This window comes from Pseudomonas sp. C2B4 (assembly GCF_013359695.1).
Taxonomy (GTDB): Bacteria; Pseudomonadota; Gammaproteobacteria; order Pseudomonadales; family Pseudomonadaceae; genus Aquipseudomonas.
In genome coordinates this window covers 1-16,051 of sequence record NZ_JABFMU010000050.1, presented here as the reverse complement: position 1 = coordinate 16,051, position 16,051 = coordinate 1, and the positions used below count along the sequence as shown (strand labels likewise).

The window sequence follows — 16,051 nt, the reverse complement described above, 5'->3', positions numbered from 1 at the left end:
GTCAGTCATCCACCTTGGCGAACACTTCATGGGTGTTGCGAATGCCGGCCTTGTCGAGGGTCAGGTCGGCTTCGGTGACTTGCACCGCAGTGATCTGGATCGTGTGGCGCCATTTGGTTTCCGGCAGGTCGCGATAGGCAGCGAGGACGCCGACATAACGGCTGCCCTCCTCCACGCTAAGCTTCAAATCCACTGTTTCGCCCGGGCGCAGTTCGAGCTCCTCGCTGGTCACCAGATCCGGAGTCAGCGATTCCCTGGCGCGTTCATACAGGCTGAAGAAGTCAGCGTTCTCGAAGGCCACCGGGTGCTTGAGTTCGTACAGCCGCACCACGATCGGTGACGGGCGACCGTTGAGATCCGGATTCAGTTGATCGCTACCGGTCAGCTTCAGGTTGAGCTTGGTCACCGTGGAGTACGGCGACAGCGACGAGCAACCGGTCAACAGCACCAGGGTGACGAAGGCCGTCAGCGTTTTGATAAAAGCGGTCGAGCGACGGGGCATGCGCATCATCCTTGGTGTTCGGTGTGGAGGGTGGCGATCAGGCGGATCTGTTCTTCGTAGGCCTGAGCGAAATCACGGGCCAACAGACGCTCGCTCCAGTCGTCGTCCTGACGCAGCGCCTGGTGGTAACGGCCATAGGCTTTCCAGCGGCTGCCAGCGGTGGCGAACAACGGCTTGTTGTCGCGCTCGAAACGCAGCGTCATCTGCTCTGGCGAAAAATGCTCCAGGGTGCCGCGCACCGCCGCACGGCTGGCGGTCAATAACGCCACCTGATGCGCCTGCAAATCGCGGAATGCACGGGCTACGACCCGCTCGGCCGGCAAGTGCCCCGACTTATGCGACTGCAACAGCATTTCCAGTGCTTCGCCGGCATCCACAGAGAATTTCAGCGGATTTTTATGGGTGCCTTGCAGGATGCTCTGGGCCAGACGCAGTTCGTTTTTCAGCTCCGATCGGGTCCGCAGGCTCTGCTGTAAACCGTCGATGCTTTGCTTGAGCAGGCGCGCCGCGTTCAGCGCCAGGCCCTCGCGGGCGTCGTGATCGAGGCCTTTGAGATCGACGCCCAACGCGGCGCCGAATTGCTCCCAGAAGCCTTCGCCTGGGCGCTCCACCGCTTTCGGTGTCGGAGCCGGCTCGGGCTCGGGCTCGGCCGGGGCTGCAACCAGTTCCGGCACAATCAGGCTTTCCATATCGATGCGCGCATAATCGGCGCGCTGGCGGGCGCTCTCGGGCCTGGTGTTTGGCGCGAGCAATTCGTCGAACTCCGAGTACACACGCTCCTGTCGTCCGAGGGCTTTCAGCGGGTCGAGATCGAGAAACGCGTCGTCCGGTATGACGCTGCCGGCGGCGCATGGACGGCCAACTTCCATGTCGAGGGTCGCCGGGTCGCGCACCAGCCGTGCGCGGATTTCGACCTCGCCCAGCACGAAAACGCTACCGTGCTCGATGCGTACCGGTTCGCCCTTGGGCAGCCGCGCGCCGCTGGCGCTCAGCCGGACTCCGTTGCTGCTGGTGTCTGTCAGGAAAAACGTGCCGTCGCGATAGCTGACGACCGCGTGGTGGTTGGACAGGTGCCGCTTGCGATCCGGGATGATCCAGTCGCAATCCTCCCCTCGCCCGATAACGCCGCCGGCCTGTTTGAAGGACCTCTGGCATTGTTCGGTCGGCATGAACTGCTTGGTACTCAGGATTTCGAAAACCAGTTCCATGGTGATACTCCTTACGGTCACTTGCCGCGATTGACCGCCTGCGGATCACCCAAGGGGCGATAGGCAGTGTCGTTGAATTTGTAATTGCCGCTGCAACCACCAAGGCCGATTAACACGACGAGGGTCAGCAGGACGGTTTGCCAGTGACGAACAGGCATCAGAGGGTCTCCAGGGGCCAGCACAAAGCGCCGCCGCTTTCAGGTGGCGCGGTTAAACGGAAATACGGCGAAATCAACGACTCAGGCTTGCCCATCGGCACCTCCCACGTTGATGTTCAGGCGCCCGAGGCGGTAGAGAAACGTGCGCCGCGGCAGGCCGAGTTCACGGGCGGCGAAGGTCTGGTTACCGTCGTTCTTGCGCAGGCAATCGAGCAGCAAACTGCGCTCGACCTGATCCAGCCGTTCGCGCAGGCTCAGATGGCTGTCTTCTGTAATGACCGAGTTGAGCAGAGAGAAATGCTCCACCTGCAACACACCGTCCTCGCACAGCAGTACTGCACGCTCGACCAGGCCCTTGAGTTCGCGGACATTGCCGGGAAAGCTGTAACTGGCCAGGTGGTCCAGCACCGCGTTGGACCAACTCACCCCGTCACGTTGCAAGAATGCGCAGGCTTTGGCGGCGAAGTGCCGGGCCAGGTCGAGAATGTCCACTTCGCGGTGGCGCAAAGCCGGCAGCACGATGGGGAATTGCGCGAGGCGGTAGTACAGGTCTTCGCGGAATTTCCCTTCGCTGACCAGCACGGACAGGTCCCGATGCGTCGCGGCGATGATGCGCACATCGATCTTGTGTGTGTCGTTTGAACCCAGCGGACGGATTTCGCCTTCCTGCAATACCCGCAGCAACTTGGCTTGCAGCGAGAGCGGCATGTCGCCAATCTCATCGAGCAGCAGTGTTCCGCCGTCGGCCGCGTCGAACAGGCCGGGCCGGTCACGATCGGCGCCAGTGAATGCGCCCTTGCGGTAGCCGAAGAGCTCACTTTCCAGCAGGTTTTCCGGGAACGCCGCGCAGTTCTGCACGACAAACGCCTTGGAACGACGCGGGCCGCAATCGTGAATCGCCTGGGCGACCACTTCCTTGCCCGTACCGGTTTCGCCACGCAGCAGCACGGTGTAGGGGCTGTGCAGTACCTTACTGATCAGCGAGTGGACTTCGCGCATGGCCCTGCTTTTACCGATCAGGCCGTAACCGGTAGTGCTTGGCGCGTTGATGGACGTCGCCTGGGTATCTCTGCCTGGTCGGTGCAACCGCTGCAACAGCTTCAATTGACCGAGGAAGAACGTACCGAGAGGGTCAAAGGAACGGGCGAAGCCTTGCAGGTCGATGTGCCGGTGACTGGCGCAAACCAGTAGGCCTTCCACTGCGTTGTGCTGATTGACCAGTGGCACGCAAAGCAACGATTGCCATGGCTTTGCCTGGCTCGGCAGGAAATTGATTTCATGAAGGCTGCCATTCAGCTCGCTGAGGCAGACCACACGGTTCTGGCAGAGGGCGAATTGCAGCAGTTGCTCACCGTTGTAATCCGCCGGCAGGCTCGCCGCTTCGCGCGGTTGCAGCACGCCTTCGAGGCATTCGGCTTTCATTTCCAGGCAGGTGTGCGTGGCGTCGAGCAGGTACAGCTGCGTCAATTCGCAACCACTGAGCCCGGCCAGGCCGCACACGAAGTCACCGAGCAGCGCAGCGCCGTCCGCCGCCCGGGACAGGCCGACGAACTGCGCCAACAGCGATTCGGCATAGGCCAGCGGCTGCGGTACTTGAGTGAACATCGCCCCCACCTCAGGCGAACTCGCAGACAACGCTGGTGTTGCCGTCGAGCGTTGCATGAACACGCTTGAGAGGCTCACCACTGGCCATGGCGTCGAGCAAACGATCGGCCACCAAAGGCAGCACATGCCGATCAAGCAAATGATCGATCAGGCGCGCACCGCTCTCGCTCTGGGTGCAACGCTCGGACAGGTGATCGACGAGGTTCTGGCACCAGGTGAAAGCCAGCTGGCGACGGTTCAGCCGCTCGCCGAGCTGACCGAGTTTGATCTCGATCAGCTCACGCAGTACCGGGCCGCTGACCGGGTAGTACGGCACGACGCGCATGCGTGCCAGCAGCGCCGGTTTGAAATGCTGGCTGAGCACCGGGCGAATGGTTTCTTCCAGAACTTCTGCCGTCGGTCGTTCGCCGTTTTCGCAGAGGTTGTTGATGCGCTCGCTGCCCAGGTTCGACGTCATCAGGATCAGCGTATTGCGGAAGTCGATCTCGCGCCCTTCGCCGTCGTTGGCCACGCCCTTGTCGAAGATCTGATAGAACAGATTGAGTACGTCCGGGTCGGCTTTCTCGACTTCATCGAGCAGCACGACAGAATACGGCTTCTGCCGCACCGCCTCGGTGAGCATGCCGCCCTCTCCGTAACCGACGTAGCCAGGCGGCGCGCCGATCAGACGCGACACGGTATGTTTCTCCTGAAACTCGGACATGTTGATGGTGGTGATGAAGCGATCACCGCCATACAACAGGTCGGCGAGCGCCAGCGCGGTTTCGGTCTTGCCGACACCGCTCGGACCGACCAGCAGGAACACCCCGACTGGCGCGTCAGGCTTGTTCAGACCGGCTGCAGTGGCACGCATCGCACGGTCCAGCGCGTGCACGGCCTGTTCCTGACCGCGAATCCGCGCCCGCAAATCAGTGGCGAAGCTGGCAACCTTGGCGTTGTGTTCACGCGCTAGTTGCGCCAGGGGCACGCCGGTCCAGGCGCTGATGACTTCGGACACCAGGCGCGGGCAGACTTCGAAGCTGACCAGACGCTCTTTGGCCTGGGCAGCGATCAGGGCGCTGTGGGTCTGGTTAAGCTCGGCTTCGAGCGCCTCGACACTCGGTGCTTCATCTGCCTCGCCAGAGCGGGTTTCGATCAGCGCATTTTCAGGTTCATCTTCAACCTGGATGGTTGGCTCGACTACCGTGGTTTCACGGGCCCTGGCCAACTGTTGTCGCAGTTCCAGCAGGCGCTCGGCCAGTGCCTTCTGTTCAGTCCAGAGCAGTTCCAATGCGTTTTTTTCGTCTTCGGCATCGTCCAGACGCGCTTCCAGGGCATCCAGCGCTTCGTGATCGATGATCAGGCCCGCTTCGGCATCACGGCGCAGGGCCTGGCGCTGTCGACCACCTTCAGCCAGTTCGCCGCGCAGGCTTTCGACCTTTTCCGGTGCAGCAGCGAGGCTGATTCGCACCCGGGCGCAGGCGGTATCCAGAACATCGACAGCCTTGTCCGGTAATTGCCGCCCTGCCAGGTATCGAGCCGATAACTCCGCAGCGGCGACCACGGCATCATCACGCAGATAGATACCGTGGCTCTTTTCATAGACCTGCGCCAGGCCACGGAGGATGGTCACTGCTTCGCTGACAGTCGGTTCGTGCAGTTGCACCGGTTGGAAGCGACGCGCCAGGGCCGGATCTTTTTCGAAGTACTTCTTGTATTCCGCCCATGTGGTGGCGGCGATGGTACGCAGTTCACCCCGGGCCAGTGCCGGCTTGAGCAAGTTGGCGGCATCCGAACCACCGGCGTTTCCACCCGCGCCGATCAGCGTGTGAGCCTCGTCGATGAACAAAATGATCGGTTTCGGCGAGGCTTTGACTTCGTCAATCACACCCTTGAGGCGGCGTTCGAACTCCCCTTTGACACTGGCACCCGCTTGCAGCAGCCCCATGTCCAGGGCCAGCAACTCGACACCTTTCAACACTTTCGGTACTTCACCGGCAGCGATGCGCGACGCCAGCCCCTCGACGATAGCGGTCTTGCCGACACCGGCCTCCCCCACCTCAATCGGGTTGTTCTTGCGGCGTCGGGCAAGGATGTCGACCATCTGCCGGATCGCGCTGTCGCGGCACAACACCGGGTCGAGTTGGCCGTCCCTGGCCTGTTGGGTCATGTTGTGAGTGAAGCGTTCCAGCAAGGACTCGCCGGGTGCGGCCGGTTTTGCGGTAGCAGAATTCTCCTGTCGGGACAGAGCGAATTCCTTGAGACGATCGATGTTCAATCTGGCCAGCAACTGCTGATAGCGACTGCCGGCATAACGCATCGGATTGCGCAGCAACGCGAGGATCAGCGCGGCCTGCTCGACCTGGGTCTGGCCCAGATCAAGGTTGGCCACCAGCAAGGCATCTTGCAGCCACTGCACCAGTTCCGGTGCGAACACCGGGTTGCGTGAAGCGCTGTGCTCGACCCGCGATTGCAACGCCGCGCTTAATTCACCCGCGTCCACTTCAGCATCCTGCAACGCGCGGGTGAGCAGGCCCTGTGGGCGCTCCAGCAGGCCCAGAAGCAAGTCTTCAACGAGGATCTTGCTGCCGCCACGGGCGACACAGCGTTCAGCGGAACGCTCAAGGTCACGACGGGTGTCGGCGTCCAGCGCCTGGATCAGTTGTTGCAGGTCTACGTTGCTCATGAGTCTCACGTCCTTAATGAATTTTGCTGCCCAGGGTGACTACGCCGTCGGCTTTCTCGCGACCGAGCCAACTGGTCCAGCCGAGGCGACAGGCGTTCTGCTCACCGATGCGCAGTTCGCGGATTTCTTCGTGGCGCAACACCAGGCGAATGTCATAATCCAGCGGGTCACGCAGGGTGAACCGCACTAGCGCGCACAGCGGCTGGTAGCCGAACCCGATCGGCAGGAACTCGTGAAAACGCTGCCAGCCCAACTCGCGGATATGGATGCGGAACTTGCCACTGCGGTCGCGCACGCTCTCCCCCAACACGACGTTTTCACCGAGCGAGGTATTGGCACGGCCCAGGCAATTGCGTTGTTCGCCAAGAATTTCCACGCGACGCTCGATACATTGCTCGATGGTCAGCTCAGCGTGCTTGAAGTAATAACGCAGCACCGCTTCGATCAGCGCCGCCGAGTGCGCCCGCAAGCTCAGCAGGCCGAGGTACGGCAGCAGTCGCTTCCAGTTCAGTTCCCGAGCACGGCGAATCTCTTCACCGCCAAGGCCGATCAGGGCAAATAGCTGTGAAGAAAACGGGTCGATGGCGCCGCTTTCGAAGCTTGCTCGGTAGCGGTATTTTTTCCAGATCGGCAGCAGTAACCGCTGCAAGCGATGATGGAAAAGGTCAAGGAAGTGGCGAGTCGGATTGCCGTCCTCGCTGTCACCCAAGGCCTGTTCGCCATAGAACGCTGGCAGAGGCGAACCGGAGCCCACCAGACCGATCAGGTTGAAACGCAAGCGCGCGCGCATCTGGCCGTGCTCTTGAAAAAACTCGACGCGATCGACATCACTGCCAGGGAAACCCAGGCTGGGGTTGGCCTGAAATTCCAGCTGGTCGTATAGCTCGTCCGGACTCAGGCTCGGGTGGGCTTCGCGCAACCGGTCAACCACCAGTAGTACGGCCTGAAACAGCGAATATTCGCGAATACCTCGGGTCAGTCCGCTTAGAGAAGCGGCTGAAGGCCCATGCGTGGTGTCCATTGGTACACCTCTCCCTGTGTGCTGATAACCCGAAGCTCGTGATACGAATTGAGGCTGGCGTAAAGCGCGAAAAACTCGTTGAGAACCGAAGCGAAGACGAACAGGTCGCCTTCACCGACATACCCTTGCGGGTCGATGGTCAGTTCGGTGCGCAAGCCCCGTACCGGTAGCCCGCGATGCAGTCGATCGACATGCTGATGCCTGATCGACTTGAGTCCGTCCAACAGGCACTTGCTGACTTTTTCTGCCTGCTTGTCGTAGAAACGCGGCAAGTCGTAGGTTTCGAGGATGACCTTCAGCGCATTGACGTCGGCCAGGGATAGATAGTTGAGCGACATGTTGCTGATCAGCTTCCACAGGAAGTCTCGGGTCAGGGGTGGCGCGAAACTCGAGGTAACCGGTGTGATGTTGCGAAAGCTCAAGAACGCCGGCGTCTCTTCGCTGGCCTTGCAGATCTGTCCCAATTGGAGCTTGCGCGGCAGGTTCTGGTTGGTACACGTCAACTCAATCGACAAGGTTTCACTGGCGTCCGTGTGACGGATGCCGAAGCTCAGGTAGGTGTCGAGACCGTCGTGCAGCGACGACGATCGCTGACGGATGCTGTAGTGAGGCCGGCTGGTCGACACGTCGAAACTCGGGTCATGTTCGAAGGACTCAAACGGGACGTACTCCTGGTAACCGACACCTCCGGCTTTCCAGCCAATGACGTTCTCCACGGAAAATATGCCGCAGTTTTCCAGGTCGTATTCGGCGGGCAGCAGCAGGTATTCGTCCTCTTTGCCATCAAGGCGGATAGGTAGCGCGTCGTGCTTGAACAGGTTGACGATGGGCGTGCAGTACAACTTCACGTTATCCAGGGTCGGTCGCATACGCAGGGTGCCGCTATTGCGAATGTCGAAACGCAACTCCAGCCCGCGCACCTGCTTGAGGGTGTCTTCCGGCAGCCCCCCAAGCACGTCCAACCCGTTGACATCGACGAACAGGAATTTGTCCTGGAAGGCGAAGTATTCCTGCAGGTAGCGATAGCCACGGAAGGTGTTCAGCGGATACGGAATCAACGCCTCCTCTTCGGCAAAACCCACCGGCTTGACGCGATCACCCGGTATCTTGAACGCCATCGGCTGATCGCCGGCGCCAATGACCGGTTTGCCGGCATCGTCCAGCGGTATCAACTCGATACCCTCGAGGTTGCGCAGCAGGCTCAGGTACAGCATCTGGGTGATGTAGCGCTCGCCAGTGAAGTGCAGGCGCAGACGACTCAACGCCAATTCACCCAAATGGCCTTCGGCGGTCATTTCCAGACGCAGGCTGAGCAGCGAGCCTTCGCCCTTCACCGAGTAATTCAGTGAGATCAGGTTCAGCGGCAGAACTTCGGTCGGATAACAGGTGCGGAAACGACAACTCACGTCATCAATCGGAAGGCTCTCGATCGGTGTATCCCGTCCGACCATCAATGCTGGCCCCGACTGCAGGAGCGGATCGAACTGCAAGATGCTGAATGCCGGCAGCGGCCGCATGTAGTTCGGCCACAGCAATTGCATGAGTGAATGGCTGAGCTCCGGCAGCTCGTCATCGAGCTTCTGCCGCAGCCGCCCGGTCAGGAATGCAAAGCCCTCCAGCAACCGCTCCACATCGGGATCCCGCCCGGCCTGCCCCAGGAAAGGCGCCAACGCCGGGCTACGCTCGGCGAAGCGACGGCCTAACTGGCGCAGTGCGGTGAGTTCGCTTTGGTAGTAGTGGTTAAAGGACACGAGGGGTTACCTGTTTGTCGGATTGCAATATTTGTGAGTCGCTGGATTTTCAAACTGCTGCTTTTTAGTTGCCGATACTTCTAATTAAACTCATCACGCAAGTACCCTCGCGAACAACCAACTTTTCGTTTGATTCAAGCTGGAGGCTGACTCAAGTAATACGTACCAACAGCATGAATTACGGGCACCAGCAGCACACATACATACATCATCAGCTTATGAGTTCGCATTTGCCTGACCTTTCGAAACAACCCAAGCAAGGCCACCAATAAACACATAATTGCCAGCAAACCAAAAAGATCGCTATCAGCGACACTTGCCAAGTAGCCTCGAACTGTCATTTATTAAATTCCATAAAATTCCAACGATAGAGCAGAAATTGCTTCAGGAAGTCCTCGACTGCTGACCCTGTGCATTCATTTCGATAATCCCAGCCCGCTGCGGCTTTTTTGTAGATACCTTTCTCAATAGGCATCCCCGCATATCCGGGATTTTGCGGATCGGCCATATTGGACCCCAGCCATTTTTGAACCGTGGTGAAGGGACGGACGCTTATTCCCTTTGTATTGCCCTGCCTTATTTCGATGCTTGACTCGTTTACACTCACGGCAATCTGAACGTGATGCGCAACGTCATTTGAACGATCTAACGCTAGAGCAAGGATATCTCCCGGCAACAACGCTTCAGCTGCCTCGACCGACAATGTATTTTCGCCAATACGCTGCATATCTGGAGCGCCGTAAGTCAGCATGACCATTTCGCAGAAACCATACATATGCGATAGATAACGATCATGCTCAACGGCTGAGTAGTTCTCCATATTCCGGTAAGTCCTTACACCGGTTTTAAGCTTGACCGGCAATCCACGCCTGGATGCAAACTCACAAAGCAATCTGAGTGCAAAGTCTTCACACGTGAACTTATTCCCGCTTACAGCACCTGTTTCAGTCCAATATTCTTCAACAACAAGCCGTTCAGCTATCTCAGGAGCCTCCCTGTGATAATCCAAAACATCCGACTCAGTCCAAAATGCTGTCGTTTTCCAGAACACTTTATAGGTGATTTTTTTGGGTGTTTGATCCGCTTTTGGTGTCAGCGCAACGGCGCCCGCCATCAAGCTCGAAAGAACTGCAGCGCTCATATCGAAGCCCCATCAATGGCAACGTGGATATCAAAAGTTTCACCTTCCTGCCCCTCTACTGATTGAGTCAGCCCTCTTGCATCACTTTTTCCAAAGATCACTTCGCCGTTGGCAGTCGTGATCCGATAGGGAATGTCCTGAAGAGGATTGCCATCCTGATCTACCATCAACACATGCTGGGAATGGGAGAACAACATCAGTGGCGCTGGAGGAATAAACGGCACAGGCGTATGCGAATTCCCGATAATCACCGTCCCGGATCCAGCAATGACTACATTGCCATGCGCCCCCACCGACCCCACGGTGGCAGCCGGTCGGCCATTGATCAAAACCGTGCTGGCCAGTTCACCCACCAGTGCACCACCACACGCCGAAACATCGCCCTGGCGGGCGGCCGCGAGGCCGTCGAAAAATACGTCGCCGGAACCCACGGCGATCGGGTTGAGGCCGTGACCGGGGAGCGGGCAAGCCGTGGGGTCGGATACGCGTGCTGCGGGTTTGCCGGACATCGGGAACTCCTTAATTGACCTTCACTTGACCGCTGCCATCCAGGCGAGCGGCGAAACTGACCTGGCGCTTGAAACCATCCACTTCCAGCAGGCCTTCGATGCTGAAGGACAGGCGAAGCTGATCGTTGTCACGCGGCAGGGAAATGACACGCACATTGCTCAGGCGCGGCTCGTAGGCTTCGATGAAGCTTTCGATGGCCTTGCGGGCCTGACTCAGGGAGTCGTGCAGACTCAGGCGCATGTCATTGAGATCGGGCAACCCGTAGTCGGACAGTGTCTGCACACTGCCCGCTCGGGTGCTGAGCATCTTGGCCAGATGGGCAGCCACGGACGCCATGGCGGAGGCCTCGCGGCTCCAGCCGACGCGCTTGTGTGCGTCGCCGTTCAGGCGTTCAAAAAGGCTGCCGTATCCGTCCATGAGTCGCTCTTACTCCTTGTCCAGCTTGCCAACCAGCGACAGGGTGAAATCGGCCCCCATGTACTTGAAATGCGGGCGCACGTTCAGGCTGACGCGATACCAGCCTGGCTCACCTTCGACGTCGCTGACGATGATCTGCGCAGCACGCAGCGGACGACGGCCACGTACTTCGGCGCTCGGGTTTTCCTGATCGGCAACGTACTGGCGAATCCACTTGTTCAGTTCCAGCTCGAGGTCGGTACGTTCTTTCCACGAACCGAGTTGCTCGCGCTGCAACACTTTCAGGTAGTGAGCCAGGCGGTTGACGATCATCATGTACGGCAGTTGGGTACCGAGCTTGTAGTTCAGTTCGGCGGCCTTGCCTTCTGCGCTGATGCCGAAGAACTTCGCCTTCTGCACCGAACTGGCGGAGAAGAACGCCGCGTTGTCGCTGCCCTTGCGCATGGTCAGGGAGATGAAGCCTTCCTCGGCCAGCTCGTATTCACGACGGTCGCTCACCAGGACTTCGGTAGGAATCTTGGTTTCGATTTCGCCCATGCTTTCGAAGTGATGCAACGGCAGGTCTTCTACCGCGCCACCGCTTTGCGGGCCGATGATGTTCGGGCACCAGCGGAACTTGGCGAAGCTGTCAGTCAGCCTGGAGCCGAACGCGTAGGCGGTATTGCCCCACAGGTAGTGTTCGTGGCTGTTGGCGACGGTTTCCTTGTACACGAAGGACTTCACCGGGTTTTCTTCCGGGTCGTACGGATTGCGCAGCAGGAAACGCGGGACGGTCAGGCCAATGTAGCGGGCGTCTTCCGACTCGCGGAAACTCTGCCATTTGGCGAATTGCGGACCGTCGAAGTGATCTTTCAGATCCTTGAGATCCGGCAGGCCGGTGAAGCTTTCCAGGCCGAAGAATTTAGGACCGGCAGCCGCGATGAATGGTGCGTGGGACATGCAGGCAACGCTGGAGACGTACTGCATCAATTTCACGTCCGGCGAGCTTGGGGACATGAAGTAGTTGGCGATGATCGCGCCCACTGGCTCGCCACCGAACTGGCCGTATTCGGCGGTGTAGATGTGTTTGTACAGGCCAGCCTGCATTACTTCCGGTGAGTCTTCGAAATCGTCCAGCAGGTCTTCTTTGGAGACGTTGAGGATTTCGATCTTGATGTTTTCGCGGAAGTTCGTGCGGTCGACGAGCAATTGCAGGCCACGCCACGAGGACTCCAACGACTGGAAGTGCGGGTGATGGAGGATTTCGTCCATCTGACGGCTGAGCTTGGCATCGATCTCGGCGATCATCCGGTCGACCATCGCTTTCTTGACCGGCTCACCATTGTTCTGCGGCTTGAGCAGCTCTTCGATGAAGGCCGATACGCCACGTTTGGCGATGTCGTAGGCTTCGTCGTCCGGCGTCAGGCGGGTTTCGGCAATGATGCTGTCGAGAATACTGAACTCGCCGCTCTCGGCGCTCTTTTGCTGTGCTGCACTCGTGCTCATGGTTTTGGCTTCCTTGGCTGATAGGGACTCAGGCGTCGTGGGCTGCGGCGTTCAAACCCAGCTCACCCAGTACGCGACCGCGGGATTCGTCGTCGGCAAGAACACCCTCGATGGCTTTGCGGAATGCAGGCGCATTCCCCAGCGGACCTTTGAGGGCCACCAGTGCATCGCGTAACTCCATCAGCTTTTTCAACTCTGGAACTTGCTCGACCAGGCTGGCCGGGTTGAAGTCTTTCATCGAGTTGACGCGCAGTTTCACCGCCAGCTCTTCCGTGTCGCTTTCTTCCTGAAGACGGTTCGGCACGCTCAATGTCAGTTGCAGCTCTTGCTTGGCCAGCACTTCGTCGAACGTCATTTTGTCGATGCTGATCGGCTTGCGATCCTCGACCTTTCGCTCGTCCGTGCGATGGGTGTAGTCACCGATTGCGAGCAACTTCAGTGGCAGTTCAATCTCTTCCTGAGCACCGCCGGTGGCGGGTTTGAACGTGACGTTGATGCGTTCCTTGGGGGCTACCGAGCCTTCTTTGGCCATAGCTTTTCTCCTTGCGATTGAGGCCCTGGGGCCTATTCGAGTACCACTTCGAGATCGAGGTGGCACAGCCTGCGATAAATCTCTTCCTTGCGTTCGCGCACCGCGTGGTTCTGCGGTAATAGCTCGCAACAGCTATGCAGCAGATGCAGCACTTCCAGCACAAGATCCGGCTCCCAGGCGTGCAGACCTGAGTCCTGTAATGTTTGGTCGAGGATTTCGAGTTGAGTCCTGGCCAGCTCGTATTTCTTGGCCATGAAGCACAGTCGCGCCAGAGAGAACTGCCAGAAGAATCGAACACGCCCGCCCTGGGCGTTTTGCATGCCTTGCTTGAGGACCTGTACGGCAGTTTTGAGGCCGTCCTTGCGCAGGATCGGCAGGACTTCGTCCAGGGCGAGTTCCCAGGCTGGCTGGGTGTCGACGACTTCGACCTTGCGCGGCGCAGTGGCGGTTTGCAGGTGCGGCATGACACTGGCGCTGATCCAGGCTCGCGTCTCGGAATCGGCGAACGGAACACCATCGTGGAAGCGCAATTCGATGATGCCGGGCAGGCGCTGGATCAACCATGCGAAGTGAATTTCCACTTCACGCATGGCCAGCTCGGCGTTCAACCCTTGCAGGCACTCCCAGACCATTCTCTGGCCATCGAACCAGAATGGCGCCTTTGCCAGGCTCGCTTCCAACTCCACCAACAGATCCGCGTAAGCCCCTTGATCGAAACGATCCCGGTAAGACTTGAGCTTGTCCGTCGGCAATCCGCGCAGAGCGGTGATGTGCTCGGCATTGCGGCCCGGCACCGCGTCGATGGGTAGCCACAGCAGAGTACGATTGAGGCGCAAGGCGCGCAGGTCGGTCGCATTTTGCTTGAGCCACCAGGCGCACAAAGGTCGGGCGCTATCCTGCTGGGCCCGCAGTGCCTTGTGGGCTTCCTTTTCGTTGTCGATGGGTACGCCGGGGGTGAACAACTGAGTAGCGGCTTGCTTGACCTGCGCAACGGCGGCCCCTACTACACCGGGTTCCGGCTGGTTATCGGCGGCACGATGGATCATGGTCTTCAGGCGACGGGAGACCGGCAACAATAGCGGGGCATCATCGCCCAGATGCCCGGTGCATGCAGCATCCAACCCTTCCAGATGTTCGGCCATACGGCGAAACAGGGGCAACTGCTCTTTGATGGCGATGTTTTCGTTCAGCGCCTGCTCAAGGCGGGGCACCAACCAACCGATGGCGGCGGAACGAGTGCGGGCCTTGCCTGGATAAACCTCAGCCCAATGGTTTTCGCACAGATGATGCAGGTATCCGAGACCTGCGAGCAGGCCCTGGAAAGATTCGCGCTGGTACAGAGCCCAGGCCAACCAGGCACCTACCCGCAAATCCTTGGATTGGCAGCGCAGCAGGCTTTCGCTGTTTTCGCGGATTTTCAGCCAGTCGACCTGGCCGCTTTCGTGCATGGATTGAGCCTTGCCCAACTCGCTCTCCAAGGCTTCATATTCATTCGAAAAACGAACGTCTTCACCCGCAAAACCCTCTTTGGAAACAGGTTGTTTTGCGAGATCAAGATAATGAGCGGAAAGTTTGCTTGAGTAGAACATCCATGACCTCAGAATCAGAATATCGTCATACGGAAAATCGCAATGACGCAGATCAATATAGAAGAGCCTAAACGCTCCGCATCCATTTGAAATCGAAACTTACAAGTCCACACCCACCCCTTCAATTGCACGACTTTAATCAAGCTTTAAACAAGCCCGATCAACGTAGGCTGCTGCGAGGCGTAGTTATACTGATGGCAATTAGCCTTAGATATAGGAAAAGGACGAACTTATCGTGGGAACCTTCCTACGTGCTTTAAACGAAGGCCATTCCTACAGACAACTCTGTTTCCATAGGAAAAAAATCGAACACACAACTATGGAAAATTCCATATAAAAGTTATGCACGGCATATATCAGGATGCACGGATCACTGCGCAAAAAGTTGCGCAGCACTGTGCAACAAGTTGCACAACTTTAGCGGCATTTCTTATTAATAAATCAAAAAACTCAACGCAACACCCCAATCGCCCGCCGATACTTTTCCACCCGCTCCAGATCGTCCCAACTCGGCTGGGCAATCCGCGAAAGATCGCTGTTCTCCTCCAGATCCGCCAGCTTCACCACCCGACCAATCGGGTTCTGCGCCACGCGATCGATGAAATCCTCGTAGGATTCGCCGGGCAATTTGGTCAGCGATTCGATGGCCGCCAGTACCGTTTCGCTGAAGCCTTCCTGCCGCAACTTATCGAGGCTGATGTCACAGTCCTCGACTACGTCATGCAGCACCGCAACGATGCGTTCTTCCGGCGTGGTGACTTTCAGCATCACCCGCAGCGCATGCAGGATGTACGGCGCGCCGCCCTTGTCGACCTGCCCTTCGTGGGCGCCGGCAGCGATGGCGATGGCATGTTCCAGTGTTTGAGTCATGTCGGTTCTCCCTGATGTGAAGCCGCGTTTGATGCGTACCCTCAACCATAGGCAGTTCGATTGGCGTCTGCAAAACCTCTAGTACAGGTCTCTTTGTGGGGTTAGCGTGATTGAGCAGCAAGGGTTTGAGAAAGCCCACGCACGGTGATCGAATGCCAGGCAATAAAAAACCGCATCACTGCGGTTTTTTATTGCCTGGCCTGTGTTCAATGCGTTTTCTTTGAACCCGACATCCCGGTCTTGCTCAACCCTTTGGTGTTGTGGTCACCCGGCGTCGTGGCCGAAATGGCCCGGGCTTTGCTGATGCCACGGGTATCTTTGGAGTGGGCGATGCCGGAAGTCGTTGTGCCATGCCCATTGTCATCGTTGCGCTCACTGCCATAGTGATTGCCGCTAGTGCCATGGTTACGCGTGGCCTTGCCTGCATGGTCGCTGGCCAGTCCTTTGCCGTGGCCATTGCTGGTGGAATTGCCGGCGTGATCCGAGCCGCTGCGGCCGCCACCAACGCCTGCGCCATGGCCGCCACCATTGCCGCCTCCATTTCCGCCACCGTGACCACCGCCATTGCCACCGCCGTGGCCACCACCACCACCACCA

At 58.6% G+C, this 16,051-nt stretch carries 15 protein-coding genes; all 15 read right to left on the bottom strand.

Features of this window, described 5'->3' with window-relative positions:
• Nucleotide 1 precedes the first annotated feature (1 nt).
• Nucleotides 2-502 (bottom strand): type VI secretion system lipoprotein TssJ, encoded by a 501-nt coding sequence (gene tssJ / locus HNQ83_RS24260; RefSeq protein WP_175391287.1) that lies wholly within the window; start codon nt 500-502, stop codon nt 2-4.
• A 5-nt stretch (nt 503-507) separates the two neighbouring features.
• Nucleotides 508-1,710: a type VI secretion system-associated FHA domain protein TagH gene (tagH, locus tag HNQ83_RS24255; protein ID WP_175391286.1), complete on the bottom strand. Its 1,203-nt coding sequence runs from the start codon at nt 1,708-1,710 to the stop codon at nt 508-510.
• Nucleotides 1,711-1,727: 17 nt separating this feature from the next.
• Complete coding sequence (locus tag HNQ83_RS24250; protein ID WP_175391285.1) at nt 1,728-1,868, bottom strand: type VI secretion protein; 141 nt, start codon at nt 1,866-1,868, stop codon at nt 1,728-1,730.
• An 81-nt stretch (nt 1,869-1,949) separates the two neighbouring features.
• Complete coding sequence (locus HNQ83_RS24245; protein ID WP_175391284.1) at nt 1,950-3,473, bottom strand: sigma-54-dependent Fis family transcriptional regulator; 1,524 nt, start codon at nt 3,471-3,473, stop codon at nt 1,950-1,952.
• A gap of 10 nt (nt 3,474-3,483) precedes the next feature.
• Nucleotides 3,484-6,138, bottom strand: coding sequence for a type VI secretion system ATPase TssH (tssH, locus tag HNQ83_RS24240; RefSeq protein WP_175391283.1), 2,655 nt, complete (start codon nt 6,136-6,138; stop codon nt 3,484-3,486).
• A gap of 13 nt (nt 6,139-6,151) precedes the next feature.
• A complete protein-coding gene (gene tssG / locus HNQ83_RS24235; protein ID WP_175391282.1) occupies nt 6,152-7,159 on the bottom strand; it encodes a type VI secretion system baseplate subunit TssG in 1,008 nt (335 codons plus the stop codon).
• Nucleotides 7,123-8,910, bottom strand: a complete 1,788-nt coding sequence (gene tssF / locus HNQ83_RS24230) for a type VI secretion system baseplate subunit TssF (RefSeq protein WP_175391281.1) — start codon at nt 8,908-8,910, stop codon at nt 7,123-7,125. Before tssF ends, tssG begins: the two co-directional genes overlap by 37 nt.
• Before the next feature lie 337 nt (nt 8,911-9,247).
• Nucleotides 9,248-10,051, bottom strand: a complete 804-nt coding sequence (locus HNQ83_RS24225) for a hypothetical protein (RefSeq protein ID WP_175391280.1) — start codon at nt 10,049-10,051, stop codon at nt 9,248-9,250.
• Complete coding sequence (locus tag HNQ83_RS24220) at nt 10,048-10,560, bottom strand: PAAR domain-containing protein (RefSeq protein WP_175391279.1); 513 nt, start codon at nt 10,558-10,560, stop codon at nt 10,048-10,050. Before HNQ83_RS24220 ends, HNQ83_RS24225 begins: the two co-directional genes overlap by 4 nt.
• Before the next feature lie 10 nt (nt 10,561-10,570).
• The gene (gene tssE, locus HNQ83_RS24215; RefSeq protein WP_175391278.1) at nt 10,571-10,978 is read right to left on the bottom strand and encodes a type VI secretion system baseplate subunit TssE; all 408 of its coding nucleotides are present in this window, start codon (nt 10,976-10,978) and stop codon (nt 10,571-10,573) included.
• Nucleotides 10,979-10,987: 9 nt separating this feature from the next.
• Nucleotides 10,988-12,463, bottom strand: coding sequence for a type VI secretion system contractile sheath large subunit (gene tssC / locus HNQ83_RS24210; RefSeq protein WP_175391277.1), 1,476 nt, complete (start codon nt 12,461-12,463; stop codon nt 10,988-10,990).
• A gap of 28 nt (nt 12,464-12,491) precedes the next feature.
• Nucleotides 12,492-12,995, bottom strand: coding sequence for a type VI secretion system contractile sheath small subunit (tssB, locus tag HNQ83_RS24205; RefSeq protein WP_175391276.1), 504 nt, complete (start codon nt 12,993-12,995; stop codon nt 12,492-12,494).
• Nucleotides 12,996-13,027: 32 nt separating this feature from the next.
• Complete coding sequence (tssA, locus tag HNQ83_RS24200; RefSeq protein ID WP_175391275.1) at nt 13,028-14,584, bottom strand: type VI secretion system protein TssA; 1,557 nt, start codon at nt 14,582-14,584, stop codon at nt 13,028-13,030.
• 450 nt (nt 14,585-15,034) lie between these two features.
• On the bottom strand, nt 15,035-15,454 hold the full coding sequence (locus HNQ83_RS24195; RefSeq protein ID WP_175391274.1) for an HD domain-containing protein: 420 nt from the start codon (nt 15,452-15,454) through the stop codon (nt 15,035-15,037).
• 206 nt (nt 15,455-15,660) lie between these two features.
• Nucleotides 15,661-16,051 (bottom strand): hypothetical protein (locus HNQ83_RS24190; protein ID WP_175391273.1); only part of this gene is annotated, 391 nt, incomplete at its 5' end.